General features: G+C 35.3%; 10 protein-coding genes. 5 read left to right on the top strand and 5 right to left on the bottom strand.

The annotated features are described in order from the left end of the window. Positions 1-60: 60 nt before the first annotated feature. Complete coding sequence (gene sucC / locus ACKU4N_RS01920; protein WP_321319908.1) at positions 61-1,230, top strand: ADP-forming succinate--CoA ligase subunit beta; 1,170 nt, start codon at positions 61-63, stop codon at positions 1,228-1,230. Further along, positions 1,230-2,108 carry a succinate--CoA ligase subunit alpha gene (gene sucD / locus ACKU4N_RS01915; protein ID WP_321319907.1) on the top strand — a complete coding sequence of 293 codons (879 nt, stop codon included), beginning with the start codon at positions 1,230-1,232 and terminating at the stop codon, positions 2,106-2,108. The genes sucC and sucD overlap by 1 nt, the downstream gene beginning before the upstream one ends. Before the next feature lie 69 nt (positions 2,109-2,177). On the opposite strand, the gene ACKU4N_RS01910 is transcribed toward sucD, so the two are convergent. Next, positions 2,178-3,332, bottom strand: coding sequence for a Fic family protein (locus ACKU4N_RS01910; RefSeq protein ID WP_321319906.1), 1,155 nt, complete (start codon positions 3,330-3,332; stop codon positions 2,178-2,180). Positions 3,333-3,553: 221 nt separating this feature from the next. On the opposite strand from ACKU4N_RS01910, the gene ACKU4N_RS01905 reads away from it, so the two are divergent. The 3 genes from ACKU4N_RS01905 to ACKU4N_RS01895 all read left to right on the top strand — a co-directional run bounded on the left by ACKU4N_RS01905 (position 3,554) and on the right by ACKU4N_RS01895 (position 9,054). Beyond that, positions 3,554-4,819, top strand: coding sequence for an OmpP1/FadL family transporter (locus tag ACKU4N_RS01905; protein ID WP_321319905.1), 1,266 nt, complete (start codon positions 3,554-3,556; stop codon positions 4,817-4,819). Positions 4,820-5,044: 225 nt separating this feature from the next. Beyond that, positions 5,045-6,976 carry a tetratricopeptide repeat-containing sensor histidine kinase gene (locus tag ACKU4N_RS01900; RefSeq protein ID WP_321319904.1) on the top strand — a complete coding sequence of 644 codons (1,932 nt, stop codon included), beginning with the start codon at positions 5,045-5,047 and terminating at the stop codon, positions 6,974-6,976. 149 nt (positions 6,977-7,125) lie between these two features. Continuing rightward, a complete protein-coding gene (locus ACKU4N_RS01895; RefSeq protein ID WP_321319903.1) occupies positions 7,126-9,054 on the top strand; it encodes a tetratricopeptide repeat-containing sensor histidine kinase in 1,929 nt (642 codons plus the stop codon). A gap of 51 nt (positions 9,055-9,105) precedes the next feature. Here the strand turns inward: ACKU4N_RS01895 and ACKU4N_RS01890 are convergent, their stop codons facing one another. From ACKU4N_RS01890 to ACKU4N_RS01875, 4 genes are read right to left on the bottom strand one after another with little or no spacing between them, the layout of a single operon-like run. Further along, the gene (locus tag ACKU4N_RS01890) at positions 9,106-10,068 is read right to left on the bottom strand and encodes a GHMP family kinase ATP-binding protein (RefSeq protein ID WP_321319902.1); all 963 of its coding nucleotides are present in this window, start codon (positions 10,066-10,068) and stop codon (positions 9,106-9,108) included. Positions 10,069-10,074: 6 nt separating this feature from the next. After that, positions 10,075-11,127 carry a diphosphomevalonate decarboxylase gene (mvaD, locus tag ACKU4N_RS01885; RefSeq protein WP_321319901.1) on the bottom strand — a complete coding sequence of 351 codons (1,053 nt, stop codon included), beginning with the start codon at positions 11,125-11,127 and terminating at the stop codon, positions 10,075-10,077. A 14-nt stretch (positions 11,128-11,141) separates the two neighbouring features. Further along, positions 11,142-12,068 (bottom strand): GYDIA family GHMP kinase, encoded by a 927-nt coding sequence (locus tag ACKU4N_RS01880; protein WP_321319900.1) that lies wholly within the window; start codon positions 12,066-12,068, stop codon positions 11,142-11,144. 3 nt (positions 12,069-12,071) lie between these two features. Next, positions 12,072-13,403: a hydroxymethylglutaryl-CoA reductase, degradative gene (locus tag ACKU4N_RS01875; RefSeq protein WP_321319899.1), complete on the bottom strand. Its 1,332-nt coding sequence runs from the start codon at positions 13,401-13,403 to the stop codon at positions 12,072-12,074. Positions 13,404-13,478 lie beyond the last annotated feature (75 nt).

Below are 13,478 nucleotides of genomic sequence, written 5' to 3'. Positions count from 1 at the left end.
AAACAATAAACACTGATCAATAGCAGGTCTTTTTCAAGCCTAACAAAAAAATTATTAAGAATGAAGATTCACGAATATCAAGCAAAAGAAATTTTACGGTCGTTTGGTGTACCCGTTCCCGAAAGCAAAATTGCTTTTTCGGTTCAGGAAGCTGAAAAGGCTGCTGCCGAAATTGGTCTGCCCGTAGTAGTAAAAGCCCAAATCCACGCAGGTGGAAGAGGAAAGGGCGGAGGTGTTAAATTTGCACCAACTGCACAGGATGTAACTCGTTACGCAAACGATATCTTGGGAATGACTCTTATAACACACCAAACCGGTCCGGAAGGAAATTTGGTGAAGAAGGTTTTAATAGAAGCCGCTTCGAATATTGATCGTGAGTTGTATGCCGGAATTGTAATGGACCGTGCGACCTCAAAAGTTACCTTTATGGTATCAACCGAAGGGGGAATGGAAATCGAAAAAGTTGCAGAGGAAACTCCTGAGAAAATTGTAAAAGTTGCCGTTGATACCGCTGTTGGCTTACAAGCATTTCAAGCCAGACAAATGGCGTTTTCTCTCGGCTTAACTGGAGATGCTTTTAAAAATGGGGTTAAATTCCTAATGGCTCTTTACAACGCATATATTGGTACTGATGCTTCAATTTTTGAAATCAACCCATTGGTAGTAACCAAAGAAGGTTATGTAATTGCCTTGGATGCAAAAGCTAATTTTGATGATAATGCATTGTATCGTCACAAAGACATTACTGCTCTTCGTGATTTAGATGAAGAGGAGCCTTTGGAAATAGAAGCAGGCAGGTCAGGCTTAAATTACATTAAACTGGATGGAAATATTGGCTGTATGGTAAACGGCGCCGGACTGGCAATGGGAACCATGGATATTATCAAACTAACAGGTGGTGAACCGGCTAATTTCCTTGATGTTGGAGGTGCTGCTTCTGCAGAAACAGTTGAAAAAGGCTTTCGAATTATTCTTTCTGATGGAAGTGTAAAAGCAGTTTTGATCAATATTTTTGGTGGTATTGTGCGTTGCGACCGTGTTGCAAAAGGAGTTATTGAAGCCATTAAAAATATCGATACTAAAGTGCCTATTGTGGTTCGCTTACAGGGAACCAACGCTGAAGAAGGTAAGAAACTTTTGGAAGAATCAGGAATGAATATTATTGCAGCAACAGAATTACGAGATGCCGCTGAAAAAGTAGTAGCCACCCTTAAAACAATTAAAGCATAATGAGTGTATTAGTTGATAAAAATACTAAACTGGTAGTTCAGGGAATCACTGGTTCCGAAGGGGCTTTCCATACCCAGCAAATGATAGAATATGGAACAAATGTAGTCGCTGGAGTTACTCCTGGTAAAGGTGGCCAGCTGTTCATGGATAAAATTCCGATTTACAACACCATGAAAGGTGCTGCTGCAAAAACCGGAGCAAATGCATCTGTAATTTTTGTTCCGCCACCATTTGCTGCAGATGCCATTATGGAAGCGGCAGAAGCTGGTATAGCTTTGGTTGTTTGTATTACCGAAGGCATTCCTACCATGGATATGCTAAAAGTTCATGAGTTTCTAAAGAAATATCCTAAAACAACACTGATTGGACCTAACTGTCCGGGAGTTATCACACCCGGTGAAGCCAAAATCGGAATTATGCCGGGATTTATTCACAAACCTGGTACAATCGGTATTATTTCCCGCTCTGGAACATTAACCTACGAGGCTGTTCATCAGTTGTGCGAAGCTGGACTTGGACAATCCACTGCCATTGGTATTGGAGGCGATCCAATTATTGGAACCAAACACATTGATGCTGTTAAACTTTTAAATGATGATCCTAAAACAGAAGCCATTGTTTTAATTGGTGAAATTGGCGGATCGGATGAAGAAGATGCTGCTGCTTACATTGCGAAACATGTAGACAAGCCAGTTGTTGCATTTATAGCTGGTCAAACTGCACCTCCCGGGAAAAGAATGGGCCATGCCGGTGCTATTATTGCCGGTGGTAAAGGAACTGCCGAAGAAAAAATGAAAGCCTTGGCTGCTGCCGGAATTCATGTAGTAAAATCACCTGCTGATATCGGCAAAAAAATGAAAGAAGTTTTAGGAAAATAAAAACCTGACAAATAGCAAAGAGCTTGATTCAAAGGTGAATCAAGCTCTTTTTTTGTATTACCGGCTTTATTACAACTCAAATAAATTTAAGTATTCCCACAAATAGAAAACTCTATTTCTTCGGGCACCGGCATATTCTTTAAGTATGTTATGCGTCTCAAACTCTTTTACCAATAAGTTCGCAGATTGAAAACTTAGCTGCAATTTTTCCTTCACATCACCAACCGACATAAATGGATTCGAATAAAACGCCGAAAGCAATTGTTTGGCTGATTGCTTTCGTTTTTTTCCCAATTTTTCTTCAATAATCGATTCATAATACGTGGTAAGAGCTTCTACATTTCCTAAAAGATTCTTACTGTGCAAAGCCGTTTCCTTTACTCCGGTAAGTACAAATTTAATCCATTGTTCAATATCATTTTTTGAACGTATTAGATTCAAACGGTGATAATATTCCAAACGATTCTTTTCAAAGAAAACGGATAGACAGAAAATTGGACGGGCAACAAATTTTAAGCTTATAATTTCAAACAAAATTAAAGTTCGGGCAGTTCTTCCATTTCCATCCAAAAAAGGCAGAATATTCTCAAATTGATACAAAGAAATAGCCATTTTAATCAGCTGTGGCAATTCCAAATCATCATTTCTCCAGAATTTTTTCCCATCATTAATTAATATTTTCAATTCATGTTTATTGGGTGGCGAATAATTCGACTCCTCTTCAAAGGGATTCACATGAGCATGAAAAAAAGATCTTAGCTTTCCTCCAAATTCTTCCTTGGCAGGAAGATCGGAACACAGGATTTTATGTGCCTCTTTAACCAAACGAACAGATAATGGAAACTTTTTCAGTTCATTTACCCCCCAGTGAATCGCTCTAATATGATTCGCTATTTCTTTTTGTGCATACTTACTTTTAAACGATTGGGAAACATCAGGAACGAAAGCTTGATACAAGTCACTTTTATTTCCCTCAATTAAATTGGATGCAATAACTTCCTGAGCTATAAATAATGGAATATGATTATCGATTCCGGGAAAAAATTTAGAATAGGCATTTAGCTCCCCCAATTCAAGCATGGCAGACTCTAAAAGTATATTTATTTGTTTATCGTTCCATTCAAACGAACGATTAATTAAGGAGGGCGTTACGCTTTTGTAGCCTTCCTTAAAACTTTGATAAACGAAATCACCTCCGATTTTTTTATTCAGCTTAACGCTCATATAATTGAATAAGGAATTATTATTCAGGTTAAAAGTATTAATAATTTAATAAAAACTAATACAAGAAGCAAAACCATATATCTTACTTATAAATTTAGATACATCTATACGTGCTGATTTCAGTGGAACACAATAGATTTGTCTGTTCATTGTTTTGATATTTTACTTGCAATACCTATAATTTGGATTATATTTCTCCTGAATTAATTAATCATCTACTTATGATAATAAAAATATGTTTGGCTGTCGCGATAACTGTAATGGCTATCAATGTAAAAGCTGAAGGTTACGCTGTTAATGTTCAAGGCAATAAACAAACTGGAATGGGACATGTTGGTACTGCATTAAATTTTGATGCAAGTAGTATGCAATGGAATCCTGGGGCTTTAGCCACACTAGATCAAAAATATAGTTTCTCCGTAGGAGGGTTTGCAACAATAATTAAAACTGAGTTCACCGGAGCTTTAGGGAAAGAGGAAACAGATAATCCAACAGGAACACCATTCTATTTATATGGATCAATGAAAGTAAATGAAAAACTTGCAATTGGTTTGGGTGTTTATACTCCTTTTGGAAATAAAGTAGATTGGGGTAAAACATGGTCTGGAAAATATTTAATTCAAGACATTGAATTGAAAGCTATTTATATTCAGCCTACCATATCCTATCAACTTGCTGATTGGATTAGTGTTGGAGCCGGACTAAATATTGTTTATGGTGAAGAAGATTTGAATAGAGCTCTTCCTTTGGCTTCACTTGGAGCTCCTGACGGAGAAGTAAATATTAATGGTAGTAAAATACAATATGGTTACAATTTAGGTGTTTTTCTGCAACCAACTGAAAAATTAAATGTTGGTCTTTCCTATCGTTCTCAGGTAGATGTAGAATTAGAATACTCTGATGGCGATGCAGATTTTACTGTTATTGATCCTGTTTCTCCATTATTCCCAGATGGTGGAGTTGCTGCAACACTTCCTTTACCAGCCAGTTTTAATATTGGTCTTGCTTATCAAATCGATGAAAAATGGTTGATTTCTGCTGATGTCAATTTTGTACAGTGGAATAAGTACAAATCACTGGATTTTGATTTCGAAAAGAATACAACCACAATAGTTTCTACTCCAGGTGGTCCTGTAGAAGTCCCTGTACTTGTTGATTCAAAAAGTACAAGAAATTGGAGTAACTCTAAAACATACAGGATTGGAGCTCAATATTCTGCAAATGAAAAGCTGGATATTCGTGCCGGTTTCTATTATGATGAAACTCCAACCAACAAAAAGTTTTACACTCCTGAAACTCCAGGTGCAAACAAAATTGGTATTTCAGCAGGTTTCTCTTACATGTTAACTGATAAGTTAAGCGTTGATGCTTCTTTATTGTACATTGAAGGTAAAAAAACTACCGGAACCGACCCAAGTGGTAGTTTCACAGGAGCATATAAAAATACTGGTTTTTTACCAGGAATTGGAATCACTTACAACTTGTAATTCCATACAGATCCCATTATATTGAAAAGCCTGATCGAAAGATCAGGCTTTTTTTGTAGACAAGACCCAATACTCCAAGAATATGTCTTTCCTCAAATACAAACTGATATGATTTTAATTCATTTTAAATAAAACATTAGTATTAATTATCTAAACAATTTCTTTATTTTGCACTAAAATGAAATTAGCATACGCTACTGATTTCCATCACTAAATCCTATAAATATGAAGCTATTTCGGGTTATTCTGTTTTTTATAGTGATCTGCTTTGGCTCATCTGTATATTCCAACAAACTAGTTGATACTTATCAGCAAGATGAAAATTCAGTTACTCAGCAAATACTTCATTATCTGGACTCATCTGCTCATTTACGCAACGTATCTTCTGAAAAAAGTATATTGGTTTGCCAAAAAGCCATACTATTATCTGAGGATAGTCAAGACCACAATTTACTTTCAAAATCTTATAAAACGCAGGGAATCAATTATTTTTATGCCGGGACTTATGATTCCGCTTTCATTTATTACGAAAAATCAATTCCTCAATTCGAAGCCATCAACTCAAAGGTTGATATTGGTAAAGTTCTTGGTAATATCGGATTACTTTACAGGAAACAAGGTAAATATGACAAGGCTCTGGAGTACTATCTGGATAATCTGAAAATATACAAAGAAGGCAATTACGAAGAAGGTCTGGGCAGTGTTTTCAACAATCTCGGAAATTTATATTTTGAAACAAAGGAAATTAACAAGGCTGAAACCTATTACCATTACGCCCTCCGGAATTTTAAGAAATTTAAAAAAACAAAAGAAATCGCAAATGCATATTGCAATTTAGGTGCTATCTCCGAACTCAGGAAAGAATTCACAACAAGTCTCGATTACTACAACAAATCTTTACACGAGAATTCTAAAATTGGAAATATTTTATTTGAATCAAAATTACTTTTTAATATCGGCTTTTTACTTCATTCACAGGGCAAGCTCGATTCTGCCATTATTTATGTGCAAAAAGCTGAAGATATTAGAATAAAAATAGGTGATAAAGATGGTGTTATTAGCACCAAATTGGAACTTGGCAGAATTGCAATTGACCAGAAAAAGTACACATTAGCAGAAAAGCACCTACTTGAAGCAGATAAAATTGCAGTAAAGAATAGTATGCTCAAATGGAGAGCGGAAATACTAGAATCTTTAACTACAGTCTATCGAAAAACCGGAAATTACAAAAAGGCCTATTTTCATCAAAATGAAATGATTCAGATATCTGACTCTTTAAACGAAATTCAAACAACGAATCGTTTTGCTGAACTTTCAACAGCTTATGAAATCGAAAAAAATCAAAAAGAGCTGGAATTATTACAGCAAAAAAGTCAAATTCAGAACCTTGAATTAGGTAAGAAAAATGCATGGATCATTATTCTAATGATCGTGATGATATTGGGTGCTGTTGCCATTGTGGTCTCCCTGCGAATTAACCGATTACGGGCAGATCATAAAATTATGGATTTGCGCCAAAAAGTTCTGTTAACTCAAATGAATCCTCATTTTTTATTCAATTCATTAACGGCAATTCAGAGTTTTATACTCGATAAGAAGAATGTAGAGGCCAATAATTACCTTTCCCGATTGGCAAGTTTGGTAAGGGGAATACTGGAAAACTCGAGAGAAGAATTTGTATCTCTCAGAACAGAGCTTGAAACTTTAAAAGATTATATTGGCTTGCAAAAACTACGGTTTGAAAATGAAATAAGCTATGAATTTGAAATTGATAAAAATATTGATCAGGATCAGGTTCTTGTTCCTCCGATGCTTGCTCAACCATTTGTAGAAAATGCTTTGGTACACGGAATGCTCAGAAATAATCCCAATGCAAAAATACAGGTTAAGGTTTCGCTTACAAAAAATATGGATTCGTTACGATTTCAAATTAAAGACAATGGAATTGGTATCGATGAAGCCAAAAAGAACAGGCAAGCTAAAAATCATAAATCTATCGCTACGTCAATAGCTCTTGACCGGGTTAAGATTTACAATTTTAAATCATCTAAAAAAATGTATTTCGAAATACTGGACCTTAACCATCTTGATCAAAATTCTCATGGTACTCAAGTCAGTTATACAATCCCTTTGCACCTCAACTGCAGCAGATCCTAATTCATAAAATTTTTAGAGACAAAACTTATTTCATCTGCGATTTATGCTCTCGTTATTTCATATTTTTTTAACACCTGCAAATGTTTAATAATATAGAAATAACAATATAATTATTGCTATTTTCCCTTTATCGCTATTACTTTTGCGAGATGAAACGTCTTATTTTATTATCCCTCATATATTGCATACTACCCAGCAATTTATTCTCAAGTAATTTTTTCACTACTGACGAGACTCGCAAAGTTCAATCGCAAAGTGAAATACAAGTAATCAGTATTTTAAATAAGGCTGAAAAATTAAGAGACTCATCATATAACCAGAGTGTTAAAATAGGAAAACAAGCCCTTGAATTAGCTCTTGAAACAAACAATTCCAACATTTTAGCAAGCACCTATAAATCTTTAGGAGAAACCTATTTGCGTCAAGGCGTTTTTGATTCATCAGAATATTATTACAGAGAGGCTGCAGCACAATATAAAATAATAGGTGACAGTCTGAATATTGGTAAAATTACTGGAAACATTGGAATTATTTATCGAAGAACAAGAAAATACAACGAAGCTTTAAAACAGTACTTTAAAGCTTTAACGATTTATAAATCTGTAAACTACAAAGAGGGCACAGCAAGTACCTATTTCAACATTGGTGGGGTATACCAAACTCTCGGAGATTTTGACAGAGCGCTGGATTTTTATAAGTATGCCCAACAAATTTATGAGAAATTAGGAAACAGCAAAAGATTAATAAATATCTTTATCAATATGGGTTCTCTTTACAGCGAACTCGAAAATCATGATCAAGCGCTTTCTTATCGCCTTCGTGCCTTACACTTGAATGAAGAAACAGGCAATACGCAACTTAAGTCAACTATTCTTATGAATATTGGTGAATCATATCAAGCAATTGGCCAAGCTAAAAAAGCATTGGATTATTACGATCTTTGTGAAAAACTGCGAATTCAACTCAACGACCAATGGGGACTAAGTAAAGTATTTTTACTCAAAGCTACCACTTACGATGAGATTGATGAAAATAAAAAAGCTGAAGAGTATTATCAAAAATCCATTCAATTAAGCAAAGAGAACAACTTGTCTGACGATTTACTGGAAAGCTATTTCTACTACTCTCGTTTTTTAGAAAAACGAAATCAACCAAAAGAAGCAATCAATTATCTGAAAAAATACCATTCTATTAATGATTCGTTAATTAATGTTTTTCAAAACAAAGCTGTAAATGAACTGACAGCAAAATATGAATCCGAACAGAAAGAAAAAGAACTTGAACTTTTGACTCAGAAAAGTCAGATTCAAAATCTTGAAATAGGCAAAAAAAATTCATGGATCATCATTTTAGTAATCGTGATGATATTGGGCGCCGTTGCCATTGTGGTCTCCCTGCGAATTAACCGATTGCGCGCAGAGCATAAAATTATGGATTTGCGCCAAAAAGTTCTGTTAACTCAAATGAATCCTCATTTTTTATTCAATTCATTAACGGCAATTCAGAGTTTTATACTCGATAAAAAGAATGTAGAGGCCAATAATTACCTTTCCCGATTGGCAAGTTTGGTAAGGGGAATACTGGAAAACTCGAGAGAAGAATTTGTATCTCTCAAAACAGAGCTTGAAACTTTAAAAGATTATATTGGCTTGCAAAAACTACGGTTTGAAAATGAAATAAGCTATGAATTTAAAATTGATAAAAATATTGATCAGGATCAGGTTCTTGTTCCTCCGATGCTTGCTCAACCATTTGTAGAAAATGCTTTGGTACACGGAATGCTCAGAAATAATCCCAATGCAAAAATACAGGTTAAGGTTTCGCTTACAAAAAATATGGATTCGTTACGATTTCAAATTAAAGACAATGGAATTGGTATCGATGAAGCCAAAAAGAACAGACAAGATCAAAATCATAAATCCATAGCTACATCTATAGCTCTTGACCGTGTTAAAATTTATAATTTCAAATCTGCTAAAAAAATGAATTTTGAAATTGCTGATTTAAAGAATAACGACCCAAATCAATCTGGAACCCAGGTAACATATAGCATTCCTTTACATATTTGTGAGAGCTAGTTTTTAAGTTGAATTAGCGTTTTAAAATGCATTTCAAACTTTAACAGAAATCTATTTTTCATTCTCATACACAGTCACAATATCGTATCCCTTTTCAAGTAACAGACCCTTTGTGGTGGAATAATTTCTGGTAAAACCCAATAAATAGCCTCCTCCGCCGGATCCACATAGTTTCAGCCAAAATTGCTGTGAGCTTAATCCTTCAGTCCATAAATCAAGGAAATTCTCTGGAATCATCGATTTAAATTCACTCAATTGAAACTTTGATAATTGACTTAACTCTGCAAAAAAAGAATCCGCATTTCCATTCACCAATTCCTGAATACACTGATTATTCATTGGAATTAACTGCTGCTCCATTAAAGACAGAAACTCTTTGTTCTCGCAATTCTTCAAAAATGAACGAACCAATGGTTCTGTATTTCCCGATTTCTGAGAATTAATTAAAAAGATAGCACTGTCTTCTCCAAATTTTTTCCCTGGCAAACTTACCTGTTCAATTTCATTCTGATTGTATATTAGCAAAGGGACTTTCAGATAAGAATTCAAGGGATCTAAACCAGAACTTTTACCATGAAAACCAGATTCCAACTGAGCCAAAATATTCTTCAATTGAATAATTTCACCATTTTTTAATTTTTTACTGTTCCCAATTGGATTGATTCCATATTTTTTATAAACAGAGGCACACAATGCTCCTGAACTTCCCAAGCCATAACTCTCCGGAATACTCGACTCAAAATACAATCCATTTCGAATGTCTTTTTCAAAAGCACTCAAATCAAGTAAATTATCAAATTGCCTTGCATTATTTTTCAGATAATTTAAAAACTTAAGCAACTCCAAATTAGACCGCCTGGCAAAATTCCGATCGGTATATTTATCATCACCAATAAAATTTAGCTCTCCATTAAAATGGGTATAAGGAATACTTAAACCCATCGAGTTTAGTAAAACGCTATACTCACCAAAGAGTAATATTTTTGCATAAAATAAGTCAGGATGTATTCTCACAGCTCTTTACATTTTTATTTTTTGTGGTCCTTCCCCCTTTTCATCAACAATATACTTTCCATTTTCCAGAAACTGAGATAATTCTGAATCGATAAAAGGAACTACTTTTTCCTTTTCTGATTTAGGATACAGCAAATGTATATTTGGTCCTGCATCCAAAGTAAATCCAACAGGAATTTTAGTATTTAAACGAAAAGATCTAATTCTCTCAATTAATTCAAGAGTATTTGGTTTCAACAAAGTAAACGAAGGAGTGGAATTCATCATTAAACCATGTAAGCTTAAAGCTTCATTTTCCATGATTTCAATAAACTCCGCCAAATCACCTGATCTCAAAACCCCCAACATTCTTTCAAAATTTGAATTAGCCTGAGCAAAACGGGCCATTGCATAAGGATGATTTTCCATTAACTGATGACCAACAGTACTGGAAACTTCTTTCTTTTTAGAACTCACCAAAAGAATAGCATCCTGAAAATCCTGAAAAACCGGATGTGTGTATTTCGAAAAAGGAACAGCATATTCATCGGAAGATTTGGAAAAAGAATTGCTTTCTCCCCAAGCAACAAAACCGCCATAAACAGATCGAGAAGCACTTCCGGACCCTAATCGGGCAATAAAACCAGCTTTTCGGTAAAACTCATCCTCAGCCATTTTCACTCCTGAAATTTCCTCTTCCATACTGCACAAACAAAGAGCAAGAGAACTCATAGCCGAAGCAGAGCTTGCAATTCCTGTTGAATGTGGAAATGTATTTTCTGAGGAAACGGATAATTGATAATTGGTAAGGAATTTAAAATGATCTGATAAGTTTCCGATGAATTTTGTTATTCGCTGCTCAAATGAAACTTGTCTTTTACCTTCAAACAAAAAACTCAATTGATCCCCATTACCTTTTGGCTCATAAGAAAGTACAGTTCGGGTAAGCGAGTTTTTTAAACTCATACTTATGGAAGGATTGCAAGGCAATTGATTTCCTTTCTTTCCCCAATATTTAATTAATGCAATATTTGAAGGGCTTTCCCAGCCAATCGATCCTGAATTTTTATAATCTGTCATCGCTTAGCCGTAAATTAATTTGTTCCCAGTATCATTTCGTTCCAGGAAAAAATACTTGTAAATCCCGCTCTGTAAAAATAGGATTGTATTTCTTTCTTAGTCAAATCACTTCTTACCATTACAAAGTCTCCTCCCCAGGCTCCAAGTGATTTAACAGATCCCTTGAAATCAGAAAATAACTTTTCTTTCACACATTCCTGCCCTAATAATTCAGACACCAAAAGCTCGTGCATTTTAATCACATGATCAAATTCCTTTGAATCTTTAGAAGAAAGAATATCCTTACTGAATTGAGTAATTCTATCCAATTCTTCCTCAGTACACTTACGTTTATTAAGAAAACTATTAACAGAATCAGCACTCTTTTGCTTTCTACCCAAGTAAACAAAGTGCAGTTGAGTCACAAATTTTTCCGGAAAATCCACAGGATATATTAAAGGATGAGCACCATCTCTACGAAACAAGATTGGTTTGCAGTAATTTGCACATGCAATATCAAAACCAGATCCGTTTGAAACCAAGGAATGCAAATTGTATGGATTCACATCGGCCCATTGAGCAACATTATTTATTAATGTTGAACTGCTGCCCAAACCCCAGTTTCGATCAAAATCGAATTCTGTTCGTATTTTAAAATTGCAGCTATTCAAAAAAGAAGGATTTAAACTTTTGGCTCTATTCAAAAGAAAGCACACAAAATCTTTTTCTGTTTCTCCTTCAACGGTTTGATTTGTAATGTCCTGATTTGAAATTGAAAAGTTGAGCCATAGTTTCCCCTTTTCGTAGGCCAGCCATTCTAAATCCGGTTCCTCAGATTCAAAAACTTCCAAAACTTGCCCATATTTTAAGGGAATTGCAAGAGCCAAAGCTCCGTGCAATACAAGATATTCGCCTGTAAGCAAAAATTTAGCGTTCGAATAATATTTATATATAGGCTTCAAATTCTATTGTAGCTTAGTTCTCAGTGATTTAATAAATGCTTCCACTTCACTGTAAGAGACAGTCTTGTGAGCAAAATATTCCAAGGCCTGTTTCTTTTCTTCGCAATCTGCTTTTAAAGTATTCAACAGGTTCGACAAATGCATTTTCATATGTCCTTGCTGAATTCCTGTTGTTACCAAAGATCGCAAAGCGCCAAAATTATTAGCCAATCCGGCGGCAGCCGTGATCATCATTAGTTCCTTCGCCGATGGTTTCCCGAGCAATTCCAATCCGAACTTTGCCAAAGGATGTAAGCTTGTTAAACCGCCTACAGTTCCTAAAGACAATGGCATTGTTAACTGATACCGGAATCGGTTATGCGATATGCCAGCCTGAGTCAGACTCTTATATTTTCCTGTTTTGGATGCGTAAACATGTCCGTTTGCCTCAATGGCCCGAAAATCATTTCCTGTAGCTAAAGCAACAGCATCAATTCCATTAAAAATTCCTTTATTATGAGTCGCAGCACGATAGACATCCAATTCTGCTATTTTAGAAGCTTTCTGAAATTTATCTGCAAATTCTTTTCCACTAAGCCCCGGGTGAATTTCATCCAACTCATCAAGGCTGCATTCCACTGAACATTCTACAATACAATCAGGAGTATAATTGGAAAGAATTGACATGATTACTTCGCATTCCCGTTCCACATCCGAAAGTCCTTCGTAGTGTTTAAAGAATCGCTTCATTTGATGAGCCATTTTCTCCAAGCAGGAATTAATAAAATTAGCCCCCATGGAATCTGCAGTATCAAAAGTCACATGCAATTGGTAGTAGCTTTCCATTTCATCAGTAAGATTCACCAACTGAATACTTTGAATTCCGCCACCTCTTTGACGCATATTTCTGGTTATTTCTTTGGTTGCCCGATACAAATCGAATTTTAATTCGGGCAATAAGTCATTCAACTTATTCGAATCACCCTTCCAAATAAAATGAACTTGCCCTGATTTCACAACTGAAACAACACGAGCGGTGAATCCGCCATGACTTGCCCAAAATTTAGCTGATCTGGAAGCTGCTGCTATCACAGAGCTTTCTTCTATAACCATTGGAATGTGATACAACTGATTGTTAATCAGAAAATTTGGAGCAACACCAAAAGGAAGGTAAAAATTAGAAAGAGTATTCTCACTAATCTCATCCAACAAATCTTGCTGCTCTTTATTTTGCAGGCGAAAACTATCCAACTGAGATTTAATTCGCTCTGCACTGCCAGTTAACTCACCCATTTTTTCCATCTTCTCCTCACGGGTCAATTTGGAAAATCCTGAAATGATTACTTTCCGCTTCATATCTTTTTCATCTTAATTCTTTCGCTGATTTGAATCAACCAACGAAATAATAAAATACTTCGAAGTCCTAAATTA

It is taken from the genome of Labilibaculum sp. (assembly GCF_963664555.1).
Lineage (GTDB): Bacteria > Bacteroidota > Bacteroidia > Bacteroidales > Marinifilaceae > Labilibaculum.
The sequence above is the reverse complement of the archived record's forward strand: the minus strand, read 5'-3'. Positions and strand labels throughout refer to the sequence as shown.